The 23,517-nt window shown below is 62.0% G+C and carries 18 protein-coding genes; 14 read left to right on the top strand and 4 right to left on the bottom strand.

Annotated elements, in window-relative coordinates:
• Nucleotides 1–2: 2 nt before the first annotated feature.
• On the top strand, nt 3–2,456 hold the full coding sequence (locus So717_RS01835) for an ATP-dependent helicase (RefSeq protein WP_159974503.1): 2,454 nt from the start codon (nt 3–5) through the stop codon (nt 2,454–2,456).
• A gap of 548 nt (nt 2,457–3,004) precedes the next feature.
• Here So717_RS01835 and So717_RS01830 read toward each other — a convergent pair.
• Nucleotides 3,005–4,258 (bottom strand): Hint domain-containing protein, encoded by a 1,254-nt coding sequence (locus So717_RS01830; RefSeq protein WP_159974502.1) that lies wholly within the window; start codon nt 4,256–4,258, stop codon nt 3,005–3,007.
• A gap of 508 nt (nt 4,259–4,766) precedes the next feature.
• Nucleotides 4,767–5,003 carry a DUF1127 domain-containing protein gene (locus tag So717_RS01825; RefSeq protein WP_159974501.1) on the bottom strand — a complete coding sequence of 79 codons (237 nt, stop codon included), beginning with the start codon at nt 5,001–5,003 and terminating at the stop codon, nt 4,767–4,769.
• 225 nt (nt 5,004–5,228) lie between these two features.
• Between So717_RS01825 and So717_RS01820 the strand changes: the two genes are divergently transcribed.
• Nucleotides 5,229–6,302, top strand: a complete 1,074-nt coding sequence (locus tag So717_RS01820; protein ID WP_159974500.1) for an Mrp/NBP35 family ATP-binding protein — start codon at nt 5,229–5,231, stop codon at nt 6,300–6,302.
• 6 nt (nt 6,303–6,308) lie between these two features.
• On the opposite strand, the gene So717_RS01815 is transcribed toward So717_RS01820, so the two are convergent.
• Nucleotides 6,309–7,034 carry a hypothetical protein gene (locus So717_RS01815; RefSeq protein WP_159974499.1) on the bottom strand — a complete coding sequence of 242 codons (726 nt, stop codon included), beginning with the start codon at nt 7,032–7,034 and terminating at the stop codon, nt 6,309–6,311.
• Between the two features lie 742 nt (nt 7,035–7,776).
• On the opposite strand from So717_RS01815, the gene mraZ reads away from it, so the two are divergent.
• From mraZ to murD, 9 genes are all read left to right on the top strand, one after another.
• Nucleotides 7,777–8,280, top strand: a complete 504-nt coding sequence (mraZ, locus tag So717_RS01810) for a division/cell wall cluster transcriptional repressor MraZ (protein ID WP_238840600.1) — start codon at nt 7,777–7,779, stop codon at nt 8,278–8,280.
• A 3-nt stretch (nt 8,281–8,283) separates the two neighbouring features.
• The gene (gene rsmH, locus So717_RS01805) at nt 8,284–9,264 is read left to right on the top strand and encodes a 16S rRNA (cytosine(1402)-N(4))-methyltransferase RsmH (protein ID WP_159974497.1); all 981 of its coding nucleotides are present in this window, start codon (nt 8,284–8,286) and stop codon (nt 9,262–9,264) included.
• 3 nt (nt 9,265–9,267) lie between these two features.
• The gene (ftsL, locus tag So717_RS01800; protein ID WP_159974496.1) at nt 9,268–9,618 is read left to right on the top strand and encodes a cell division protein FtsL; all 351 of its coding nucleotides are present in this window, start codon (nt 9,268–9,270) and stop codon (nt 9,616–9,618) included.
• Nucleotides 9,615–11,396, top strand: a complete 1,782-nt coding sequence (locus So717_RS01795; protein WP_159974495.1) for a peptidoglycan D,D-transpeptidase FtsI family protein — start codon at nt 9,615–9,617, stop codon at nt 11,394–11,396. Before ftsL ends, So717_RS01795 begins: the two co-directional genes overlap by 4 nt.
• Before the next feature lie 19 nt (nt 11,397–11,415).
• Nucleotides 11,416–12,897 (top strand): UDP-N-acetylmuramoyl-L-alanyl-D-glutamate--2,6-diaminopimelate ligase, encoded by a 1,482-nt coding sequence (locus So717_RS01790; protein WP_159974494.1) that lies wholly within the window; start codon nt 11,416–11,418, stop codon nt 12,895–12,897.
• Nucleotides 12,894–14,330 carry a UDP-N-acetylmuramoyl-tripeptide--D-alanyl-D-alanine ligase gene (locus So717_RS01785; RefSeq protein ID WP_159974493.1) on the top strand — a complete coding sequence of 479 codons (1,437 nt, stop codon included), beginning with the start codon at nt 12,894–12,896 and terminating at the stop codon, nt 14,328–14,330. Before So717_RS01790 ends, So717_RS01785 begins: the two co-directional genes overlap by 4 nt.
• 3 nt (nt 14,331–14,333) lie before the next feature.
• Nucleotides 14,334–15,455: a phospho-N-acetylmuramoyl-pentapeptide-transferase gene (gene mraY, locus So717_RS01780; RefSeq protein ID WP_159974492.1), complete on the top strand. Its 1,122-nt coding sequence runs from the start codon at nt 14,334–14,336 to the stop codon at nt 15,453–15,455.
• Between the two features lie 148 nt (nt 15,456–15,603).
• Nucleotides 15,604–16,758: a class I SAM-dependent methyltransferase gene (locus tag So717_RS01775; protein WP_159974491.1), complete on the top strand. Its 1,155-nt coding sequence runs from the start codon at nt 15,604–15,606 to the stop codon at nt 16,756–16,758.
• A gap of 209 nt (nt 16,759–16,967) precedes the next feature.
• Nucleotides 16,968–18,359: a UDP-N-acetylmuramoyl-L-alanine--D-glutamate ligase gene (murD, locus tag So717_RS01770; protein ID WP_159974490.1), complete on the top strand. Its 1,392-nt coding sequence runs from the start codon at nt 16,968–16,970 to the stop codon at nt 18,357–18,359.
• A gap of 166 nt (nt 18,360–18,525) precedes the next feature.
• Here the strand turns inward: murD and So717_RS01765 are convergent, their stop codons facing one another.
• Complete coding sequence (locus tag So717_RS01765; RefSeq protein WP_159974489.1) at nt 18,526–19,701, bottom strand: BaiN/RdsA family NAD(P)/FAD-dependent oxidoreductase; 1,176 nt, start codon at nt 19,699–19,701, stop codon at nt 18,526–18,528.
• Nucleotides 19,702–19,837: 136 nt separating this feature from the next.
• Between So717_RS01765 and ftsW the strand changes: the two genes are divergently transcribed.
• Genes ftsW through murC form a run of 3 tightly spaced genes read left to right on the top strand, consistent with a single transcriptional unit; the run spans nt 19,838 to nt 23,510 of the window.
• Nucleotides 19,838–21,007 (top strand): putative lipid II flippase FtsW, encoded by a 1,170-nt coding sequence (ftsW, locus tag So717_RS01760; protein ID WP_159974488.1) that lies wholly within the window; start codon nt 19,838–19,840, stop codon nt 21,005–21,007.
• Nucleotides 21,004–22,107: a UDP-N-acetylglucosamine--N-acetylmuramyl-(pentapeptide) pyrophosphoryl-undecaprenol N-acetylglucosamine transferase gene (locus So717_RS01755; protein ID WP_159974487.1), complete on the top strand. Its 1,104-nt coding sequence runs from the start codon at nt 21,004–21,006 to the stop codon at nt 22,105–22,107. Before ftsW ends, So717_RS01755 begins: the two co-directional genes overlap by 4 nt.
• Nucleotides 22,104–23,510, top strand: a complete 1,407-nt coding sequence (gene murC, locus So717_RS01750) for a UDP-N-acetylmuramate--L-alanine ligase (protein ID WP_159974486.1) — start codon at nt 22,104–22,106, stop codon at nt 23,508–23,510. Before So717_RS01755 ends, murC begins: the two co-directional genes overlap by 4 nt.
• Nucleotides 23,511–23,517 lie beyond the last annotated feature (7 nt).

The following is a 23,517-nucleotide window of genomic DNA, read 5'->3' as shown; positions in this document are numbered from 1 at the left end:
TCATGAGCAGTTTCGATGAGATGGATGCCTTTGAGGGCGCGTCGCTGTCGGCGCGGGCGATGGCCGCGCGACCGCAGCCTTATCTGGAGGGGCTGAACCCGGCGCAGCGCGAAGCGGTGGAGCAGCTGGAGGGGCCGGTGCTGATGCTCGCCGGGGCGGGCACGGGCAAGACGCGGGCGCTGACTGCGCGGATTGCGCATTTGCTGATGAGCGGGACGGCGCGGCCCAATGAGATCCTGGCGGTGACCTTCACCAACAAGGCAGCACGCGAGATGAAGACCCGCGTTGGCAGCATGTTGGGACAGCCGGCGGAGGGGATGCCGTGGCTCGGCACTTTCCATGCGATCTGTGTGAAGCTGCTGCGGCGGCATGCGGAGTTGATTTCGATCCCGGGGACTATGGATCTGCCACATCGGGATGAGCCGTTGACAGCTCAGGACGAGTTGGGGCCGCCTGGAGGCGCGCGCGGGGCGCCGGAGGGTCCGCATCTGAAGTCGAATTTCACCATTCTGGACACGGATGATCAGCTGCGCCTGCTCAAGCAATTGGTCTCGGCGGCGAATATCGATGACAAGCGCTGGCCCGCGCGGCAGCTGGCCTCCATCATCGATGGCTGGAAGAACCGGGCGCTGACGCCGGAGAAGGTGCCCGCTGCGGATGCGGGGGCCTATAATCATCGCGGTGTTGAGCTTTATGCGCAGTATCAGCGGCGGCTGATCGAGTTGAACGCGACGGATTTCGGCGACTTGTTGCTGCATATGGTCACGATTTTCCAGACCCATGCGGATGTGCTGGAGCGGTATCAGCGCTGGTTCCGCTACATCCTTGTAGATGAGTATCAGGACACCAACGTGGCGCAGTATCTTTGGCTGCGGCTGCTGGCGGGCGGGCACAAGAACATTTGCTGTGTGGGCGATGATGATCAGTCGATCTATGGCTGGCGCGGGGCCGAGGTGGGCAACATCCTGCGGTTTGAAAAGGATTTTCCCGGGGCGCATGTGGTGCGGCTGGAGCAGAACTACCGCTCCACGCCGCATATTCTGGCAGCGGCCTCGGGGGTGATTGCGGGCAATGAGGGGCGGCTTGGCAAGACGCTCTTCACAGATCTCACCGAGGGCGAGAAGGTGCGGCTTATCGGTCATTGGGATGGTGAGGAGGAGGCGCGCTGGATCGGCGAGGAGATTGAGGCGGCACAGAAGGGCACGCGCGGGATGGCGCCCTATGGGCTTGATCAGATGGCAATTCTCGTGCGCGCGTCGCATCAGATGCGCGCCTTTGAAGACCGGTTCCTGACCATTGGTTTGCCTTATCGGGTGATCGGCGGGCCGCGGTTTTACGAGCGGATGGAGATCCGCGATGCGATGGCCTATTTTCGCGTCGTGGTCAGCCCGGATGATGATCTTGCCTTTGAGCGGATCGTGAACACGCCAAAGCGGGGGCTGGGCGACAAGGCGCAGCAGACGATTCAGCGCATGGCGCGCTCCAATGGGGTGAGCCTGGTGGAAGGTGCGCGGCTTTGCGTGCAGACCAAGAACATTGGGGGCAAGGGGGGCAACGCGCTTGGCAAGCTCGTTGACGGGGTCGACCGGTGGGGCCGGATGCTGGGCGACAAGGACCTCAGCCACATGGAGCTGGCCGAGATCATCCTCGATGAAAGCGGCTATACCGCGCATTGGCAGAACGACAAGACGCCCGAGGCGCCGGGGCGGCTGGAGAACCTCAAAGAGCTCGTGAAAGCGCTGGAAGGCTTTGAAAATCTGCAAGGATTCCTCGAACACGTCAGTCTGATCATGGACAATGAGAGCGATGATGGGGACGAGAAGGTCTCGATCATGACGCTGCATGCGGCCAAGGGGCTGGAGTTTCCTTGTGTCTTCCTGCCGGGTTGGGAAGATGGGCTTTTCCCCTCGCAACGCTCGATGGATGAGAGCGGCCTCAAGGGCCTCGAAGAGGAGCGGCGGCTGGCCTATGTGGGGATCACGCGGGCCGAAGAGGTGTGCACGATCTCCTTTGCGGCCAACCGGCGGGTGTTTGGGCAGTGGCAATCTTCCATGCCCTCGCGGTTTATCGATGAGCTGCCGCAGGCGCATGTGGAGGTGCTGACACCGCCGGGGCTTTATGGCGGTGGGTATGGCGCGGCGGGGATGCAGCCCTTGCGCTCGGATCTCGCAGAGCGGGCGGCAGAGGCAAATGTTTATAACTCGCCCGGTTGGCGGCGGCTGCAGGAGCGCAGCCAGCAGCGCCCGGTGAGCCAGCCGCGCGAGACCAGGAACACGGTGATCGACATGAGTGCCGTGTCCAGCTTTACCGTGGGCGAGCGCGTGTTTCATCAGAAGTTCGGCTATGGCGCCATTCAGGGCATTGAGGGCGACAAGCTGGAGATCGCCTTCGAGAAAGCGGGCACCAAGAAGGTGGTGGCGAAGTTCGTCACGGGCTGTGATGATATCCCTTTCTGAAGGCTCGGACGCGATCAGGATAGCCTGAACCAGTGATGTCTGGATTAGCAGCCGGAAACTGTAGTGGAGTTCTAGAGCAGCGTCCAGAAAATCTGCACCACAACATCAAACCTGCGCTTGGCCGGCACCGCCGGCCAGCCCCCGACCCTCTCGTCAAACCGAAGGTTTGCCTTTGGCAAAACGGGAGGGGGCTTCACCCCCACCCAGGGTCGGGGGCTGGCCTCTGTATTGAAGCCCAAGCGTTTCAGATTTTATGGACGCTGCTCTAGTCTGTAAAGTGGCGTCCGAAAATGTGAGACGCTCCTGCGTCTGCACGGAGGTTACCGCCCGATCCTACGAGAAACACACTCTGGTCATGAGAGGTGAGCAGTCAACCGTCCCGCCCGGTGAGCACCACCGGGCAGCGCCCGTCCGCCCCCCGGGGCGGGCGCTTTCAGCGGGACGCCCGCGAACGGACGCTGCCCTCAGTGCGATGCGCCGAGCGTGATGACAACTGTCAGGCATGCCGACGTCAGAAAACAGGCGGCCAGGCCTTGAGCCAGTTCAGGTCAGTCAAGCGGCAGCAGCGTGCGCGCCTCGAACCCTTTCACGATGGGCCGGGCCGCGCGGGGCAGGGTGATGCCATCCAACTCAGGGAAGAGCGCCCTGATCTCGTCATATGTCTCTCGGTCGGCCTCCAGAATGTGATCACCTGCATAGAAGCTCTCGAGCCGCGCGCCATCGGCAAAGACCACCTCATGGGCGTCGAACATCACGTGATAATAGGTGACGCTGTCACAGGGCGCGCTGAAGATCTGATCACCATCGCAGAGATGCTTCGCGGCGCATAGCACCTCCTCGGCCTCAAACATCAGCTCGCACCGCCAGCCGTTCAGCAGAACGCGGTGCTGGGGCGAGACCCGCAGCTGCGACCGGTTCCCGATGCTGCCCGGCAGGAAGGTCACCGGCGCCAGCTCGCCGCGCCCCGGGACGCTGCGCTTCCCGATCCAGCGGATCGGGCGCGCGCCATGATCCAGCGTCTCGACCAGATCGCCCACCGCCAGCGCCTCGACCGGGACATCGCCCCCGGGTGTGCGCAAGGGCGTGCCTGCGGTGAAACAGGCCACGGTGACGCTGTTGATGTTGAGATAGGTGAAGGTGCGCCCATTCGGCAGCGTGACATTGCCGCCGGTGGAGGAAAACGGGTTCACCACCGAGCCTTGCGGCACAGTCAGGCTGTCATCGCCGCTGCCGCCCTGCACAAAGCCGGTGTTGAGGCCAGCGAAGATCACATCGTCGCCGCTGCCGCCTTCGAGATTGCCACCCCCATCCTCGGCAAAGAGCGTATCGTCGCCGCTGCCCCCACGCAGGATGTTATTGTTGCCGCCGCCGCCGCGCAGGATATCATCGCCCTGGCCGCCGCTGATGTTGTTGTTGCCGCTGCCACCTTGCAAGACGTCATCGCCAGCCCCACCACGCATTGTACCGCCCAGGTTGCCGTCGTCGGTGAAGGTATCATCGCCACTGCCGCCCCGATAACCGGATGCGTTCAGCCCGACGGATCCGCTGACATCATTGTCGGCGTCGTTGCCGCGAAACTGCACAAATTCGCTGAAGGAGCCGGAGCCGATGTCTGCGTCGGTGTATGTCGTGACCGCGCCACTGTTGGTGTCTGTGAAGGTGATCGAATTGCCGGTCAGCGTGATCTGAAAACGGTCAGAGATATTGCGCGCGTCGATGGTGCTGTCGCGATTGATATCGAGGCCAGCCCAAAAGCTGGCGTCAGTGATATCGGCATTTGTCAGTCTCAGAAAAACCGGCATTTGACCCACTCTTCACATGATGGCTTGGTCTTGCAACACAACCAAGCCAGGCAACCGTGCCCCTAACCCTTTCGAATTATATCGGAAACCCAGCGGGTGTCACGCTGGTTGAAAAAATCCCTTAACGCTGTGCCGAAGCGCGCCGATTTGGTCCGATACAAAGGAAAAGGCGGCGCCCGGGAGGAGGGCACCGCCTTCATAGTCCGTCGCCAAAGTCAGGGAGGAGGAAGACCCTGGCCACGTGTTACAACCAGCCAAGCTGGTCTTGATTAGGGACAGCGACATCCGGGAGGAGGATGAATGCCGCTGCCTGGTCACAGACGCCCCAGGGAGGAGGAGAGGCGCGTCTGATATCGTGTCCCCGATGGGGAGCTGCGTGCTCCGGACCGGGTGCGCACGCGGGGTGCGCTTGCATTCTGGCGACGGCATCCGGGAGGAGGATAGATGCCGCCGCTCAAGGTACAGACGTTCCAGGGAGGAGGAAGGAGCGCCTGTTCGGGACGCAGAGTTAGGTCTCTGCGAATTTCTCTGCCGCCTCCAGTGCAAGGCCGCGGATCATCGCCCGGCTCAGGCCAAGGTCATTCAGATCGCGGTCGCCGAGTGCGGCCAGTTCATTGTAGGTTTCCCGGTAGACGCGGTGCTTGGCATAGCGCTGCGCGGCTTTGTCGAGAAATTGGGCGGTTGTCGCCAGTGCCCGTTCGATCAGGCTGCTGGAAGCGACATGTGACTGTGTGTAATAGGCCATGACAGATGCCTTCGTGTTTACTCGTATGCGTTCGTTGTGACTGTTATGTAGGAAAATGCTGCGGGTGCACAATAGACGCTCTTACAATGCTGCTATGCAGCGAATGCATGGGCGTCCTAGCGTAAATTTATGCGTAGTGCTATAGGGTTAGGCAGTTCGACACCCTAAATACTGTTAGCGGAAACAGGCGCTTAGCAAAGCGGCGCATTTGAGGAGAATTTGAGCATGTCTGTGACGAAGGCCCAAGTTGAGGCGGCGCTGGACCGGGTTGCCCTTCCCGATGGAAAAAGCCTGCTGGCGCATGATTTGATTCGAGCGCTTGTCGTGGATGGGGCCTCCGTGCGCTTTGTCATCGAGGCGCCGAGCCCCGAGGTCGCGCGCCAGATGGGGCCGTTGCGTGATGCCGCAGAAAAGATCGTGCGTGACTTGCCAGGCGTGGAAAGTGCGTCCGTCGCGCTGACCGCGCATGGCCCGGCAGAAAAGAAGCCCGAGCCGCCAAGCCTGAAGATCGGCGGCCACCCCAAACCACAGGCCGGGCCGACCAAGCCGACCGGTGTGAAACGCATTCTCGCCATCGGGTCCGGCAAGGGCGGGGTGGGCAAATCCACGGTCTCATCAAACCTCGCCGTGGCTCTGGCGCGGGCGGGGCGCAAGGTCGGTCTGCTGGACGCTGATATATATGGTCCCTCTCAGCCGCGCATGATGGGCGTGAACAAGCGCCCGGCCTCGCCTGACGGCAAGACGATCATTCCGTTGCACGCCCATGGGGTCACGCTGATGTCCATCGGCTTCATGCTGGAAGAGGGCAAGGCGGTGGTCTGGCGCGGGCCGATGCTGATGGGCGCGCTGCAACAGATGCTGGGCCAGGTGGAGTGGGGCGAGCTTGACGTCTTGCTGGTCGACCTGCCGCCCGGCACGGGGGATGTGCAGTTGACGCTTTGTACCAAATCCGAGCTCACGGGGGCCATTGTTGTTTCCACCCCGCAGGATGTGGCGCTGATCGATGCGCGCAAGGCGCTCGATATGTTCGACACGCTGAAAACGCCGGTGCTGGGGTTGATCGAGAATATGTCGATGTTTGTCTGCCCGGATTGCGGGTCGGAACATCAGATCTTTGGGCAAGGTGGCGTGGCCGCCGAAGCTGACAAGCTGGGGGTGCCGTTGCTGGGCGCTTTGCCGATTGATCTTGAGACGCGCCTTGCCGGGGATGGTGGCACACCCATCGCCGTGGGAGACGGCCCGATGGCGCAGGCGTATGGGCGCATCGCCGAAGGCTTGATCAAGGGCGGCATGGCCTGATCCTGATCACTCAAGGGGCCGATGCTGGACCAAATGCCCGTAAAGCGTGCTGAGAACGCTAATGAAGATCAGTGACTGCAGGATTATCTGAACAAGGCTAGCGGGTAAGACCAGGCCTGGCTGAGTGGCTGCGACCGCCATCATCATTTGCTGCAGCAGCACGTTGATCACACTCAGCAAGATAGCGGTCCAGAAGATATCGCGAGAGACAGGCGCGGTAGCGGCCCAGCTTTCGGAAACCGTCAGATGGGCGCCGGTCGCTGCGGCGGGCAGCACGAGGCTGTTGCGCAGTAGGATCCACGAGATCGCCATATTTATGGTAAGTGTGGTCCCCAGCGTGACGATTGAAAGAATGCTCGGCGATGCGGCGGAAAAGACTGCAGTGACAAAGAAGGCGCCAAAGCCAAGTGCAAAGGCGGCAAGCATTGCCAGGAGAAGGACGATCAGAGCGCCCTTGAAATACTGCCAGTAGATCCGGCCTGTGACGGTCATGACCTCGTGGCGTGCTTCGTCCTGCAGCAGCGCATGTCGATGCCAGAAGATTGCGAAGGTCATCCAGCCCAGAAGGCTGAGCACAAGGCCCACGATAACAAGTGCGGCGTTGATCTCAGTTGGTGCAGATTGGGACGCGGCCAAATCGCCCCCAAATCCCTGCAATACAATATACGCAGCCAAGGCGATCAGAACTGTGCCGGGGGCGATCACTTTCAACGTGTTCAGCGGTTCGGCCACGATCAGACGAAAGGCGCGGCCGAGAATAAGAAGGGGAAGGTTCATAACGCACCTGACTTGTTAAAGTGGCAGCCCTAAGCGTTTGGGCCGGGCGTATCAATTTTTGCGAAAATTTTGGTTAACTCGCGACCATGGGAGATCATGGGACGGTATGACGATTTGATATGAGTGGCGGCGACTCAGTGGGCAGCTGCGGTTATTGACGTCGAAGATTCTCGAACAAATCCGCAACATGGTGGAGCCATACAGGCAATTCTAAAGAAAATCGGGAATAGATGGGAAAAAATATGCCGATAGTGCATTGGCTATATATAGTAGTTGCTTGAGATTAATCCGCTTAATGTTGATATCGTAGGCGTGTGCTTCATTGATTTCCGCAATGAATTAACCTCTCACCGACATACTTAAGAAGTTGGTAACTAAAAATCCCTTGCTCTCCCATAGTTTCCCAGTGTATCCCTTTTACATCAGATGAGAACGAGCCGGGGCAGTCAACGACCCCACGCAAAACAAGAACTCTAGCAGGTTTCATACAGGCACCTCGCTTTCATCAGACCAAAGAGATCCGGCGCGCGAGCGAGCAGACATCCCCCCAGGTGGCGCGCGCAGCTGGACTTCCCCGCAGGTTGCGGGACGAGGGCGGCGGGTTGATCAGTGGCAGCAGATCAACCCGCCGTTACCATTTCAAGGCAGGGGGATAGGCATCGAACTTAAAGCGATGCTGGAAGATTGGGGCAGGGCAGTGAGCCGCAGGTTCAGAGGCGAAAGCCATCACAAGGTCGATACAAAAGGGCGGGTGTCCATCCCGGCCTCGTTTCGTCGTGTGATCGAGGCGGCTGATCCCAACTGGACCTCCGGCAACGCGCCCGAATTGGTGATCGTCTATGGCGATCATCGCCGCAATTACCTGGAATGCTACACAATTGAGGCGATCGAGGAAGTCGACGCCAAGATTGATGCGCTGCCGCGCGGGTCGATGCAGCGCAAAATGTTGCAGCGGCTCTTTCATGGTCAGTCATTCCCGACGTCCGTGGACGAGACCGGCCGCCTTGTGCTGCCAGCCAAACTGCGCAGCAAGATCGAGCTGGAGAGCGAGGCGTTCTTTATCGCGGCGGGGGATACCTTTCAGATCTGGAAGCCCGAGACCTACGAGGCTGAGGAGTCCGCCAAGACCGAGGCCTGGCTCGAAGATCTGCCGGATGACTTCGACCCGCTCGAATTTCTGGACGTGCAAAAGGGGGAGTAAGCCATGGCTGCAACGGCCTCCTCCGATATGTCTGCCCCTCATGTTCCTGTTCTGCTGTCCGCCATTCTCAAGGCGGTGGCACCTGTTCATGGCACCTGGCTTGATGGCACCTTTGGTGCGGGCGGCTACACGCGCGGGCTGCTGGAGGCGGGGGCGCAAACGGTCGTCGCGGTGGATCGCGACCCGCTGGCATTCGAGATGGCGGCGGATTGGGCAGGCGCTTACGGCGACCGGTTGGTGCAACAGCCTGGTGTGTTTTCCCAGATGGACAGCTATGCCAGCGGACTTGACGGCGTCGTGCTGGACCTGGGCGTCTCCTCCATGCAGTTGGATCAGCCGGGGCGCGGGTTCTCTTTTTTGCGCGACGGTCCACTGGACATGCGGATGAGCCAGGATGGCCCCACAGCGGCAGATATCGTGAACACCGCCTCCGAAGAGACGCTTGCCAACATCCTGTTTCAATATGGGGAAGAACGGGCCAGCCGCCGCATCTCGCGCGCGATCCTGGCGGCGCGACCCATCCGTACAACCTTACAGCTGTCCGAGATCATCGAAGGCTGCCTGCCGCGCGCCAAGCCCGGTCAATCGCACCCGGCCACACGCAGTTTTCAGGCTCTGCGCATTGCGGTGAACGACGAATATGGTGAGCTGTTCCAGGGGCTTATGGCGGCTGAACGGGCGCTGGCGCCCGGTGGGCAACTCGCTGTTGTTACCTTCCATTCGGTTGAGGACCGCATGGTCAAGCGCTTCTTGACGGCGCGATCCGGCAGCGGCGGCAACGCCAATCGCTATGCCCCACAGATCGAGGCGGAGGCCCCCGCTTTCACGCAGGCCTCCCGCAAGGCCATCGCCCCCGATGCTGACGAAATCGCGGCCAACCCCCGGGCGCGCTCGGCCAAGCTGCGCGTGGCCACGCGCACCGATGCGCCTGCCGCCCCGGTGGATGCCAAAACCCTGAATATGCCGATTGTGAAAGAGGTCTGACCCATGCGTGCCGTGCTCTACATTCTGACCACTCTGGCAGTGATTGGCCTCGCTTTCTGGGCCTATCGCGAGAACTATGCCACGCAGGCAGCCTTGGCTGAGACCCGCGAGTTGCGGCAGGACATCCGCACTTCTCATGAACGATTGGCGGTCCTGCGGGCTGAGTGGGCCTATCTGAACCGGCCAGATCGGTTGCGAGACTTGGCGGAGATCAATTTCGACCGATTGGGCCTGCTGGATCTGCGCGCCGAGCAATTCGGTCTGGTGGGGCAGGTGGCCTACCCGCCGGATCCGCTGCTGCCGATCACCAACCCGGTGGATGTCGCGCATCTTGAAGAGGAGACGCGGCCATGATCCGAACGCCTCTGCGTCCGCTGGCCCGCATCCTGGATGCCCGCGCCAAAGGCCAGAACCCCGATGTGATCGAGCGCGAGAACATCCACATTCGTCACGAGCAGATGCGCGATCAGGCACGGCAGCGGGCTGAAGGGCGGCTTCTGGTCCTGGGGATGTTTTTTGTGGCGGCCTTCAGCGTCATCGGGTTGCGCATGGGGGTGCTGGCAACGGCGGAGCCGATGGAGCCACGGGCTGAAGCACCGGGCGCTGCGATCCATGCCGGGCGCGCGGACATCGTTGACCGCCATGGTCGGCTGCTGGCCACCAACTTCGAGACCCACGCGCTTTATGCGCAGCCCCCTCAGATGATCGATCCGGCTCATGCGGCGCGCGAACTTGCTGCGATCTTCCCGGACCTCAAGGAGGAGGACCTGCTGGAAGATTTCACCGGCAAGCGCAAATTCCTCTGGCTCAGGCGCAAGATCAGCCCCGAGCAGATGCAGGCCGTGCATGAGATCGGAGAGCCGGGACTGCTGTTCGGGGGCCGCGACATGCGGCTCTATCCCAACGGACGGCTGGCCGCACATGTGCTGGGTGGCGCGAGCTATGGTCGCGAGGCGGTGCATGCGGCGGAGGTCATTGGCGTCGCCGGGGTTGAGAAGTATTTCGACACGTACTTGAGCGATCCGGCCAATGGCAACCAGCCGCTTGAGCTGTCGCTTGACCTGACCGTGCAGGCGGCGGCAGAGCGGGTGCTGGCTGGTGGTATGATGCTGATGAACGCCAAGGGTGCCACCTCCATTGTGATGGATGTGCAGACGGGGGAGGTGGTGAGCGTGGTCTCCCTGCCGAACTTCGATCCCAACGATCGCCCGCGCCCCGCGACCAGCGGTGATCAGTCCGACAGCCCGCTCTTCAACCGCTCGGTCCAGGGGGTGTATGAGCTGGGCTCCACCTTCAAGATTTTCACAGTCGCACAGGCTATGGATCTGGGCCTCGTCAACCCCGGCACGGTCATCGACACCAAAGGCCCGTTGCGCTGGGGCAGGCACCGCATTCGCGACTTTCGCTTTTACGGCAATGAGATGACCGTCTCCAAGGTGATCGAGAAAAGCTCCAACATCGGCACCGCGCGGATCGCACAGCAGATTGGCACGACGCGTCAGCGGGCCTTCCTGAAAGAGCTGGGCATGCTTGACACCACCGGTTTCGAGATTGTCGAGGCTGCAACCGGCAAGCCGCTCCTGCCCAAGAACTGGTCAGAAATCAGCACCATGACCATCTCTTACGGGCATGGGCTGTCGACGTCGCCGATGCATCTGGCGGCGGGCTACGCGGCGATTGCCAACGGCGGCTACAAGGTCAAGCCGACGATCCTGAAACAGGACGGCCCGCAGCTGGGCGAGCGGGTGATGTCGGACAGCGCCACGCGGGCGGCGCGCAAGATGCTGCGACGGGTGGTCACCGAAGGTACCGCAAGCTTTGGCGAGGTGCCGGGCTATGCGGTGGGTGGCAAGACGGGTACGGCAGACAAACCGCGCCCGCAGGGAGGCTATTACGAAGATAAGGTGATCGCGACCTTTGCAGCGATCTTCCCCGCGCATGACCCGAAATATGTGGTGATCGTGACGCTGGACGAGCCTGTCGATACAATCGGGAAGGAGCCGCGCCGCACCGCAGGGTGGACGGCTGCACCTGTGGCGGGCGAGATGATCAAGCGCGTCGCCCCTCTTCTTGGGCTGCGTCCGGGCGTTGAACCGGTGGAATTGACCGATATAAAGCTGATCAAGAACTAATCCGGCAGAAAGCGGGGCCATGAGCGGAGAACCAAAAACCCTTTCCTCCCTGGGGCTGACGGGCCAAGGCGGGCGCAATCCGCAGATCACGGGTCTGGCTGTGGACAGCCGCGAGGTGCAGGAGGGGTTTCTGTTTGCCGCCATGCCGGGGGCGAAGATGCACGGGGGCGAGTTCATCCGCTTTGCCCTGCGCATGGGGGCTGCCGCGATCCTCACCGATGCCGAGGGCGCTAGGCTGGCACAGGATGAGCTTGCCGAGAGTGACGCAGCCCTCATCGTGACAAGCGAACCCCGCGAGGCGTTGGCCCGCGCCGCCGCGCTTTGGTTCGAGCGTCAACCGCCGGTTATGGTCGCCGTCACGGGCACCAATGGCAAAACCTCGGTCAGCACATTTGTACGCCAGATCTGGCAAGGCCTGGGCCATGCGGCGATCAACCTTGGCACCACCGGCATCGAAGGCGCCTGGACCGCGCCGCTGGCCCATACCACGCCCGAACCCATCACGCTGCATTGCGCATTGGCGGAGGCGGCGGAGGCAGAGGTGACCCACTGCGCCATGGAGGCCTCAAGCCACGGTCTGGACCAGCGCCGCCTGGACGGCGTGACCCTGAAGGCCGCGGGTTTCACGAACCTCACGCAGGATCATCTGGATTATCATGAGACCTTCGAGGCCTATTTTGACGCCAAGGCCGGGCTCTTCGCTCGGGTGCTGCCGGAAGACGCCAAGGCGGTGATCAACATCGAAGAAGAACGTGGCGTCGACATGGCAGCCATTGCAAACGCACGGGGCTGCCCGGTGATCTCGGTGGGCCGCGATATCGGGGATTTGCATCTGGGTCGCATTCAGGTCGATGCCACGGGTCAGACCGTGCAGTTTTTTCACCTGGGCAAGTCTTACGTGCGGCGGCTGAACCTGATCGGCGATTTTCAGGCCGAAAACGTGCTTTTGGCTGCCGGGCTTGTGATCGCCTGTGGGGAAAGGCCCAATGTCGTCTTTGACACCTTCGAAGACCTGCGGACGGTGCGCGGGCGGATGCAGCTGGCGGCGACCCGCGCCAATGGGGCGACCGTCTTTGTGGATTATGCCCACACGCCCGGCGCGATCTCGACCGCGCTGAAGGCTCTGCGGCCCCACGTGGTGGGACGTCTGATCGCGATTGTCGGCGCGGGCGGGGATCGGGACGTCACCAAACGCCCGCTGATGGGGCAGGCGGCAGCCGAGAATGCCGATCTGGTGATCGTGACCGACGACAACCCGCGCAGCGAGGATCCGGGCGAAATTCGGGCTGCCGTCTTGCTGGGTGCGCCCGATGCGCAGGAGGTCGGCGACCGGGCCGAAGCCATCCTGCGCGGCGTTGATGCGCTAGGGCCGGGTGATGCGCTGCTGATCGCCGGCAAGGGGCACGAGACCGGCCAGACGATTGGCAGTGACGTGCTGCCCTTTGACGATGCCGAACAGGCCAGCGTCGCGGTGGCCGCGCTTGATGGGCGCATGGCATGAGCCTTTGGACCGCCGCAGAGGCTGCCGCAGCCACGGGCGGGCAAGCCACGTCAGACTGGATTGCCACCGGCGTCTCCATCGACACCCGCACGTTGGAGCCGGGCGATCTCTTTGTGGCCTTGAAAGACCAGCGGGATGGGCATGAGTTTGTGCCCCAGGCGCTTGAGAAAGGCGCGGCTGCGGCATTGGTGAGCCACCGTCCGCCGAATGTCGCTGAAGACGCGCCGCTGCTCATTGTCGACGACGTGCTGCAAGGGCTCGAAGCCCTTGGCCGCGCGGCCCGCGCTCGGATGCAGGGCAAAGTTGCTGCAGTCACCGGCTCTGTCGGCAAGACCTCCACCAAAGAGATGCTGCTGGAAATGCTGCGCGTGCAGGGGCGCACCCACGCCTCAGTGGCCAGCTATAACAATCATTGGGGCGTGCCGCTTACTTTGGCCCGCATGCCAACCGACACCGAGTTCGCCGTGATCGAGATCGGTATGAACCACCCCGGTGAGATCGCACCGCTCGCCCAAATGGCGCAACCGCATGTGGCGCTGGTCACCACCGTGGCGGCCGCGCATCTGGAGGCGTTCGAGGACATTTCCGGTATCGCCGTTGAGAAAGCGTCGATCTACGAGGGTGTTCTGCCCGGCGGCGCCGCTGTCCGGAATGCAGACATCGACACGGCTGAGATTCTGAAAGCCAAGGCAGAGGATTGCGCGCTGAAGGACATCAGCTTTGGCGCAGACGGGCAGGATTTCAAACTTCTGTCTGCTGACCTGCGGGATGACACCACCGTCGTTCGCGCGCAGCTGGGGGCAGAGCCGCTGCTTTACAAGATCGCCTCGCCGGGACGGCACTTTGCCATGAACGCGCTTGGCGCTCTGGCGGTGGTTGCGGCCCTTGAGGCGGATGTGGCTCTGGCTGTGGGCGCGCTTGGTCGGTGGCGTCCCTATAAAGGGAGGGGTCAGCGCGAGCGCATTTATCTGGATGTGGTTGAAACCGGCATGACGCTGGATCTGATCGACGACAGCTACAATGCCAATCCGACGTCAATGGCGGCGGCTCTTGAGGTGCTGGCCGCAGCGCCGGTCACAAACGACATTGGCCGCGTCTCGCGCGGGCGGCGCATCGCCTTTCTGGGTGACATGAAGGAGCTGGGGCCAGACGAGGTTGCGCTGCACAGCGGGCTCGCGGATCTGCCCAGCTTGCAGCGCCTTGACGTCGTGCACTGCATCGGGCCGCTGATGCGTGCGCTCTATGATGTCTTGCCGGAGGCGCAGCGTGGCGACTGGTTTGCCAGCTCGGACGAGGCTTTGCCGCTGCTCAAACGTCGGCTGGACAGTGGCGACGTGGTGCTGGCCAAGGGCTCGCTCAGCATGAAACTCGGTCTGATCGTTGACGCCATCCGCAACATGGGGCATGCCCCGCCCGACGTCGAAGAAGGATAACGCATGCTCTATTGGCTCACGCTCTTGTCGGACGGGGGGGATGCGTTCAATCTCTTCCGCTACATCACGTTCCGGGCAGGGGGGGCCTTTCTGACGGCGCTCATCTTCGGGTTTCTGTTTGGACGTCCGTTGATCGCAGTGCTGCGCAAACGGCAAGGCAAGGGCCAGCCGATCCGCGACGATGGCCCGGAAAGCCACTTTGCCAAGGCGGGCACGCCGACCATGGGTGGTCTGCTGATCGTGGGCGCACTTGTGACCTCCACCGCCCTGTGGGCGCGGCTCGATAACCCGTTTGTGTGGATCGTGCTGGGGGTGACGTTGAGCTTTGCCGCCATTGGCTTTGCCGATGACTATGCCAAAGTCTCGAAGGGAAATCACAAGGGCGTGCCCGGCAAGGTCCGTCTGGCACTTGGGTTCTTGATCGCAGGCGTTGCGACCTACGCGGCGATGTATGTGCACGGGCTAAACGATCTGGATCTTGCCGTGCGGGTTGAGAACTATGAGCCTCTGGCCGGGCGGCTGGCGCTGCCGGTCTTCAAGGATGTGCTGTTGAACCTGGGCATGTTTTTCATCCCCTTTGGCATGATCGTGATTGTGGGTGCCGCAAATTCCGTGAACCTGACAGATGGGCTCGACGGGCTGGCCATCATGCCGGTGATGATCGCCGCAGGCACGCTGGGCGTGATCGCCTACGCCGTCGGCCGGGTGGATTTCACCGAATATCTCGACGTGCACTACGTGCCTGGCACCGGTGAAATCCTGATCTTCTGTGCAGGGCTCTTTGGTGGGGGGCTTGGATTTTTGTGGTACAACGCCCCTCCGGCAGCTGTCTTCATGGGCGACACCGGATCGCTGGCTTTGGGCGGTGCGCTTGGCGCCATCGCCGTGTCCACCAAACACGAGATCGTTCTGGCGATTGTTGGCGGGCTGTTTGTGGTGGAGGCGCTCTCCGTGATCATTCAGGTGCTCTATTTCAAGCGCACCGGCAAGCGGGTGTTCCTAATGGCTCCGATCCACCACCACTATGAAAAGAAAGGCTGGGCCGAGAGCACCATCGTGATCCGCTTCTGGATCATCTCGCTGATCCTCGCCATGATTGGCCTTGCCACACTGAAGGTCCGGTAACGGCGGTCGGGCCGCTGCCCACTGTCCGGCAGAGACCCCGACAAGACCCTTGGCAAATCCACGACGCGGCCTGTAGCGTTTAATCAACGGCGGGGCTGGCACACCACAAAACCCGCCGCGCACCATCGCAAGAGGCCGAGGGCGTCTGATGCTCAATTTCCAAAGCAAGCACGCAAGCTTTGAGCAGCGCAATCAACTGATCGCTGACCGGCTGCCGCATGCCGGGTCATGGATCCTCGATGTGGGCTCGAACACCGGGTTCACCACGCAGTTTCTCGGCAATCTCGGCCACTACGCACTGGGTGTCGAGAAGATGGAAAAGGAGTACGCCACGGCCTGCGGAATCGCGGGCCAAACTTCGGCCTTCATGCACATCGGGGTGTCGCCCGCGTTCTTTGCCAACAGCCCAGAGTGGAGCGCGATCCTGCTGCTCAGTGTCCTGCATCGCATCTATGCGTTCGACGGCGAGGCCTGCATGCGCGACGTGCTGCGACAGTGCGGGCAGAAGACCGCGATGCTCTTTGTGGAAGGCAGCACACGCCACGCCAGATATCGCGATCAGGGGCAACCGCCGCCGTCCTTCGCAGATCAGGATGTAGACGCAGCCACTGCCTGGCATGAGGAGCTCTTTCGCGAGGTTCTGGGCGATGATTGGGCAGTGCAAAGCAAACACGTCCTTGCGCATACCAAGAAGGAACCGCAGAGGATTTTGTTTCACCTCACCAAGACGTCGCGCGCTCTGGATCCGCTGCGGCTCAGGCCGGGTGATGTGATCGAGCTCGATCCGGCTCGCGTCGGATTTCTGCAGTTTCCGGAATTCCACAAGCTGCACCGCACCACGCCGGCCTCGTTGGGTCAGGCACCACCGGGTGATTGGGATGTCGTGCTGGACAAAGACTGCTTTTGGGGCGCCCGCTACGAAGGGGGGCGGGGCCAAGACATTGGCATGATCAGCCTGTCCAACTACCACTTTCTCACGGCGCTTAAGCAACGGTTCCACGAGGGCAAGGCGTGGGAAGACACCGCCTGGTTGGCCTGGATGCGCGAGACCGCGCCAAGCCGCTATAACACCGAGCAAAAGATACAGAAACGGTTGCGATTTATCGAAGGGCTCTACGACGACTGTGTCTCCGGCAGGTATCGGTTCTCCGGAGATGACCTTCCTCTGGTCAACGTCGGTCGATTAGATCGGATCGCAATCGAAGATGGTCGCCATCGCATCTGTGTCGCCAAGGCCGCGGGCGTCGCGCGCATTGCAGTCAAAGTCAACGCGCTGCACCCCGATCACAGGTTTGCCCTCTAAAGATCGAAGATAGCCGCCGCCGGGTTGGCCCGACTTTGCGCGACCCAGCGCATTTGACGAAATACCCAAAATGTCGCCTATCACTTACCGCGTTGAAATCTTTGATTTCAGGCAGCGTTACGTGATTCACGTCTTCCGCATGATGCTTTATCTTGCCCCCGGAGGCTGTGGGCGGCAGTGTCGCGCAACCAATCAAGAAGAGGTTTCCCGTGATTCCGGTCAGAGGATTGCAAGGGCAAAAGGTTGCCATTCTGGGCTTGGGTCGCTCTGGGCTCAGCGCCGCCCGCGCGCTCGCCGCCGGGGGGGCTGTTCCGATCTGCTGGGATGACAACCCTGCCGCTAAGGCGCGCGCCGAGGCTGAAGGGTTCATCTGCCAGCCTCTGAAAACCCCAAGCGACTTTGATGATATTGCGCGGTTGATCGTGAGCCCCGGAATCCCACATCTCTACCCCGAGCCGAACCCTGTTGTGGCCGCCGCCTTGGAGGCAGGCGTGCCTGTCGACAATGACATCGGGTTGTTCTTTCAGTCCTTCGCCACGGAGGCCTGGAACAGTTTTGACGTGGCACCGCGCGTTGTGGCGGTGACGGGATCGAATGGGAAGTCGACAACCTCGGCCCTCATTCATCACATTCTCTCCGAGGTCGGGCGCCCGTGCCAGCTGGCCGGGAACATCGGGCGCGGTGTGCTTGATCTGGAGCCGCCCATCGATGGGGAGGTGGTGGTGCTGGAACTCTCCAGTTACCAGACCGAACTCGCGCGCAGTCTGACGCCGGATGTGGCTGTGTTTACCAATCTTTCGCCCGATCATCTGGATCGGCACGGCGGGATGGGAGGGTATTTTGCGGCCAAGCGGCGGCTTTTTGCGGAAGGCGGCCCGGACAGGGCCATCATTGGTGTAGACGAGGCCGAGGGGCGATATCTGGCGGGCCAGCTGAGTGAAGGGCGGGCGGATGACCGGGTGATCCGCATGTCGGTTGAGCAGAAACTCACAGGACCCGGCTGGCAAGTCTTTGCGCGCAAGGGATTTCTGGCGGAGTACCGCAAGGGCAAGCAAACCGCGTCGGTCGATCTGCGCCAGGTGCCGGGCCTGCCGGGTGCGCATAATCACCAGAATGCCTGTGCTGCTTATGCGGTGTGCCGGTCGCTTGGGTTGGCCCCCAAGGTGATCGAGCGCGCGTTTCACGGCTTTGCTGGTTTGCCGCATCGCAGCCAGCTGGTGGGTGAGAAAAATGGCGTGCGCTTTGTCAACGACAGCAAAGCGACCAATGTGGACGCCGCGGCCAAGGCGTTGATGGCCTTTGAAAACATCCGCTGGATTTGCGGAGGGCTTGAGAAGGAGGGTGGTCTGGCGGAACTGGGTGCGGCGGCGTCCGTGCGCAAGGCCTATGTGATTGGGCGCGAGGCGGCTGCCTTTGCGTTGAAGCTGCCGGTCGCGGCGGAGGTGTGCACCACCATGGCCCGGGCCGTCGAGCAGGCGATGCGGGACGCGGAGGCCGGTGATGTGATCCTGCTGGCACCGGCTGCGGCGAGTTTTGATCAATACGACAACTTCGAGCAGCGCGGCGAGGATTTTATGGCTGAAGTCGCGCGTCATCTTTGAGGGTGCCGCGCTTGACCGGTCGGTCGTGCCTCCGGCGGGAGTATTTTGGGAAGGATGAAGGGGTTAAAGCGTCATGCGAAAAACCTGAATCACATATCGCTGCCTGAAATCAAAGATTTCAACGCGATATGTGATGTTTGATATCTCAGGTATTTCGTCAGACGCTCTAGGTGCTCAAACTGCGGGCGGCGGCCATGGCGGAGGACCAGGCCCATTGGAAGTTGTAGCCGCCAAGCCAGCCGGTTACGTCCACGGCTTCGCCGATGAAGAAGAGGCCGGGGACGTTTTTGGCTTCCATGGTCTTGGCGGAGAGCGCATTGGTGTCGACGCCGCCCAAGGTGACTTCCGCAGTTCGGTAGCCTTCGGTGCCGCTTGGGGTGAGATGCCAGTCTGACAGTTGAGTGCAAACGTCGCTGAGACGTTTGTCGGATTGATCAGCCAGATTGCCGGTCAGGTTCAGGTCTGATGCGAGATGGTCTACCAATCGGGTCGGGAGTGCTGTGGCCATTTCTGTGGTGAGGTTTCGGCGGCCCGAAGCCGCGCGTCGGGTCCTGAGGTCGCCCAGCAGATCGATGTGTGGAATGAGGTTGACTGTGACGGCCTCGCTTTCCCGCCAGTAGGAGGACGCTTGCAAGACGGCCGGGCCGGAGAGACCGCGGTGGGTGAAGAGCAGGGCTTCGTCAAAGCTTTGCCCGCCTGCTGTGACGCGCGCGGGAACGGAGACGCCCGCAAGACCGGCAAAGCGCTCTTGTGGGAAGGTGAAGGGGACCAGCGCGGGCCGTGTGTCGGTGACGGGCAGGCCAAATTGGGTGGCGACGTCATAGGCCAGGCCCGTGGCCCCCATCTTGGGGATGGATTTGCCCCCAGTTGCCATGACCAGCCTGCGGGCGCACACCTGTTGTGTGACACTATCTCGTGTCAGGGTGAATTCGAAGCCGTCCGGGGTCTTTGCAAAGTCGCTTGCAGTTGTTTGCAAACTCAGGTCAACGCCGTTTTGCTGCAATAGCTCCCGCAGCATGGCGATAATCTCTTTGGCGGAGGTGTCGCAAAAAAGCTGGCCCAGGGTCTTTTCGTGCCAGGTGATCCTGTGGCGATCCACAAGGTCGATGAAGTCCCACTGCGTGTAGCGGGCTAAAGCAGATTTCGCGAAATGCGGGTTCGCTGACAGGAAGGCGTGGGGCCCGCAGTGCAGGTTGGTGAAATTGCACCGCCCGCCGCCTGAAATGCGGATTTTCTCGCCGGGTGCGCGCGCGTGATCGACCAGTAGCACGCGGCCGATGGTGTGGGCTGCGCACATCATCCCGGCGGCACCGGCACCTATGATCGCTGTATCGACCTGCATCGGCGCCAACTGGCGTGAAAACCACAGTTTGGCAAGTCTTGAGGCTGGTGCAGTGGACAAAATGACGCTACTGTGTCTGCAGCAGATCCCGAATAACGGGACGCATGAGGCAGTGTAACGGTTCAAGGCAGACCCCATGACGGAAATGGTCTATGGCGCAGTGCCGGTTCGCGATGGCGAGCCGATCCTGCCGAAGTGGTGGCGCACGATCGACAAGTGGGCCATGTCCTGCGTTCTTATTCTTTTTGCCGTGGGCCTGCTGCTTGGGCTGGCCGCGTCGCCGCCGCTGGCAGAGCGCAACGGGTTCGAGCCGTTCCATTATGTTCAGCGGCAGGCGGTTTTCGGCAGCCTTGCGCTGATTGTGATGGTCATCACCTCGATGATGTCGCCGGTGCTGGTGCGGCGTTTGGCTGTACTGGGGTTTCTGGTGTCTTTTGTGGCGTTGGCTCTGCTGCCCGTCCTCGGCACCGACTTTGGCAAGGGGGCGGTGCGCTGGTACGGCCTGGGCTTTGCGGCAATCCAGCCGTCGGAGTTTCTTAAGCCCGGGTTTGTGATTGTCGGCGCCTGGATGATGGCCGCCTCGATGGAGTTGAATGGCCCGCCGGGGCGCAGCTGGTCCTTTGCGCTGTGTCTTGCGATTGTGGCGATGCTGATCCTGCAGCCGGACTTTGGTCAGGCTTGTCTGGTTCTGTTCTCCTGGGGCGTGATGTATTTTGTGGCGGGCGCGCCGATGATCCTGCTGGTTGGCATGGCAGGGTTGGCTGTCTTGGCTGGCACGGTGGCCTATTCCAACTCGGAGCACTTTGCCCGGCGCATTGATGGCTTTCTGAACCCGGACATCGACCCGCGGACGCAGCTGGGCTATGCCACCAATGCCATTCAGGAGGGCGGCTTCTTTGGGGTCGGTGTCGGCGAGGGGCAAGTGAAATGGTCGCTGCCGGATGCGCATACAGATTTCATCATTGCTGTGGCGGCTGAGGAATACGGGCTGATCCTCGTGCTGGTGATCATCGCGCTCTACTCCACGGTGGTCGTGCGGTCGCTCATGCGCCTGATGCGCGAGCGCGATCCCTTTATTCGGCTGGCCGGCACGGGGCTGGCCTGTACCCTTGGCGTACAGGCGATGATCAATATGGGCGTTGCCGTGCGCCTGTTGCCCGCCAAGGGCATGACGCTTCCGTTTGTGAGCTACGGTGGCTCCTCGGTGATCGCCAGCGGATTGGCCGTGGGGATGCTTTTGGCTTTCACACGCACCCGTCCGCAGGGGGGCATCAGTGATTTGTTGCTGCGGGGCCGTGCGCGATGAGCACGCAACCGCTTCTCATGATTGCTGCGGGCGGCACGGGTGGGCATATGTTCCCCGCGCAGGCGCTGGCCGAGGCGATGCTGCACCGTGGCTGGCGCGTCAAGCTCAGCACGGATGCGCGCGGCGCGCGGTACACGGGCGGCTTTCCCCACAGCACCGAGATCACCCAGATCAAGAGCGGGACCTTCGCGCGCGGCAATGTTCTGGCCAAGCTGGCGGTGCCATTCCAGATTGCGGGCGGGGTGCTCGGGGCGCTCTGGAGCCTGCGGCGCGACCGGCCTGATGTCGTGGTGGGCTTCGGCGGCTACCCGACGATCCCGGCACTGGCGGCGGCGCACCTGTTGAAGCTGCCGCGGATGATCCACGAGCAAAACGGTATTCTAGGCCGGGTCAATCAGATCTTTGCCTCGCGCGTTGATGCGGTGGCCTGTGGCACCTGGCCCACCGATCTGCCGGAGGGGGTTGAGGGCTATCACACCGGCAACCCGGTGCGCCGTGCCATTCTGGAACGGGTCGAGGCAGGCTACATCTCGCCCGGTGACTACCCGATGGAGCTGCTGGTGATCGGCGGCAGCCAGGGCGCGCGTATCCTTAGTGATGTGATCCCGCCGGCCATCGCGGCCTTGCCCATGCGACTGCTGAAAAACATCCGCGTGAGCCATCAGGCCCGCGAGGAAGATGGTGAGCGGGTGGCCGCGTTCTACAAGGAGAGCGGCATTCGGGCCGAGGTACAGCCATTCTTTCACGATGTGCCGCGCCGCATGACCGAGGCGCAACTGGTGATCAGCCGGTCGGGCGCGTCGTCGGTTGCGGATCTGACGGTGATTGGCCGCCCGTCGATCCTGATCCCCTTTGCCGCAGCGGCAGGAGACCACCAGACCGCCAATGCGCGCGGGCTGGTCGAGGCGGGTGGCGCGATCATGATCCCCGAAAGCCGTCTTGAAGTGGCTGCCGTGACGGAACAGATCCTTTCGGTTCTGGACAATCCGGACGGGGCGATGCAGATGGCCCGCTCAGCGGCAAAATTCGGCAAACCGGACGCGACCGAGGCTTTGGTGAGCATGGTCGAGCATCTGGCAGCAAAGGGGCAAGAGACATGAGCGCAGCGACCAAACTGCCCGGCGACGTCGGGCCCATTCATTTTGTTGGTATCGGCGGCATCGGCATGTCGGGCATTGCTGAGGTGTTGCTCAATCACGGCTATACGGTGCAGGGGTCTGATCTGAAATCGACGCCGATCACCCGCCGCCTCGAAGAGCTGGGCGCGCATGTTTTCGAAGGTCAAAGTGCAGAGAACATCGCCAACGCCGAGGTCGTGGTGATCTCCTCCGCGATCAAGCGCGGCAATGCGGAGCTGGATGCCGCCCGCGCCCAAGGTTTGCCCATCGTGCGCCGGGCCGAGATGCTGGCAGAGCTCATGCGTCTCAAATCCAACATCGCCGTGGCGGGCACTCACGGAAAGACCACAACCACCACGATGGTGGCGACGCTGCTCGATGCGGGCGATTTCGACCCCACGGTTGTGAACGGCGGCATCATTCACGCTTACGGCTCGAACGCCCGCGCGGGTGAGGGGGAGTGGATGGTGGTTGAGGCCGATGAGAGCGACGGCACTTTCAACCGCCTGCCCGCGACCATTGCGATTGTGACCAACATAGACCCCGAGCATATGGAGCATTGGGGCGATTTCGACACGTTGCGGCAAGGCTTTCTGGATTTTGTCTCGAACATTCCGTTCTACGGCGTCGCGGTCTGCTGCACCGATCATCCGGAGGTACAGGCGCTGGTGGGCAAGATCACCGACCGCCGCGTGATCACCTACGGGTTCAATGCCCAGGCCGATGTGCGCGCGGTGAACCTGACCTACAAGAATGGCGTGGCGCATTTCGACGTGGCTTTGCAGGCCGAAGGTATCGTGATCGAAGACTGTTCGCTGCCGATGCCGGGCGATCACAACGTCTCGAACGCGTTGTCTGCGGTGGCTGTGGCCCGGCATCTGGGCATGAAGGCAGAGCAGATCCGCGCGGCCCTCGCGGCGTTCGGCGGGGTGAACCGGCGGTTCACGCGGGTCGGCGATGTCGATGGCGTGACGATCATTGATGATTACGGCCACCACCCGGTGGAAATTGCCGCCGTGCTGAAAGCCGCGCGGCAGGCAACCGAGGGCCGCGTGATCGCTGTGCACCAGCCGCATCGCTTTACGCGCCTCTCAAGCCTGTTTGACGATTTCTGCGCCTGTTTCAACGATGCGGATGTGGTTGGCATCGCCGAGGTCTATGCGGCGGGAGAAGACCCCATCGAAGGCGCCAGCCGCGATGATCTGGTCGCAGGTCTCATCCGTCATGGCCACCGCCACGCCCGCGCGGTCGTGGGCGAGGATGATCTGGAGCGTCTCGTGCGTGAACAGACGCGCCCGGGCGATATGGTTGTCTGCTTGGGCGCGGGGACGATCAGCACATGGGCCAATGGCCTGCCGGATCGGCTGCGCAAGGGGGCCGCGTGATGCCGCA

The sequence above is a fragment of the Roseobacter cerasinus genome (genome assembly GCF_009811755.1).
Classification (GTDB): domain Bacteria; phylum Pseudomonadota; class Alphaproteobacteria; order Rhodobacterales; family Rhodobacteraceae; genus Roseobacter; species Roseobacter cerasinus.
The sequence above is the reverse complement of the archived record's forward strand: the minus strand, read 5'-3'. Positions and strand labels throughout refer to the sequence as shown.

Bases quoted from the DNA above. Each gene is read 5' to 3' on its own strand.
- So717_RS01835 (WP_159974503.1), top strand. From the start codon at position 3: ATGAGCAGTTTCGATGAGATGGATGCCTTTGAGGGCGCGTCGCTGTCG.
- So717_RS01830 (WP_159974502.1), bottom strand. From the start codon at position 4,258: ATGCCGGTTTTTCTGAGACTGACAAATGCCGATATCACTGACGCCAGC.
- So717_RS01825 (WP_159974501.1), bottom strand. From the start codon at position 5,003: ATGGCCTATTACACACAGTCACATGTCGCTTCCAGCAGCCTGATCGAA.
- So717_RS01820 (WP_159974500.1), top strand. From the start codon at position 5,229: ATGTCTGTGACGAAGGCCCAAGTTGAGGCGGCGCTGGACCGGGTTGCC.
- rsmH (WP_159974497.1), top strand. From the start codon at position 8,284: ATGGCTGCAACGGCCTCCTCCGATATGTCTGCCCCTCATGTTCCTGTT.
- ftsL (WP_159974496.1), top strand. From the start codon at position 9,268: ATGCGTGCCGTGCTCTACATTCTGACCACTCTGGCAGTGATTGGCCTC.
- So717_RS01795 (WP_159974495.1), top strand. From the start codon at position 9,615: ATGATCCGAACGCCTCTGCGTCCGCTGGCCCGCATCCTGGATGCCCGC.
- So717_RS01790 (WP_159974494.1), top strand. From the start codon at position 11,416: ATGAGCGGAGAACCAAAAACCCTTTCCTCCCTGGGGCTGACGGGCCAA.
- So717_RS01785 (WP_159974493.1), top strand. From the start codon at position 12,894: ATGAGCCTTTGGACCGCCGCAGAGGCTGCCGCAGCCACGGGCGGGCAA.
- mraY (WP_159974492.1), top strand. From the start codon at position 14,334: ATGCTCTATTGGCTCACGCTCTTGTCGGACGGGGGGGATGCGTTCAAT.
- So717_RS01775 (WP_159974491.1), top strand. From the start codon at position 15,604: ATGCTCAATTTCCAAAGCAAGCACGCAAGCTTTGAGCAGCGCAATCAA.
- So717_RS01765 (WP_159974489.1), bottom strand. From the start codon at position 19,701: ATGCAGGTCGATACAGCGATCATAGGTGCCGGTGCCGCCGGGATGATG.
- ftsW (WP_159974488.1), top strand. From the start codon at position 19,838: ATGACGGAAATGGTCTATGGCGCAGTGCCGGTTCGCGATGGCGAGCCG.
- So717_RS01755 (WP_159974487.1), top strand. From the start codon at position 21,004: ATGAGCACGCAACCGCTTCTCATGATTGCTGCGGGCGGCACGGGTGGG.
- murC (WP_159974486.1), top strand. From the start codon at position 22,104: ATGAGCGCAGCGACCAAACTGCCCGGCGACGTCGGGCCCATTCATTTT.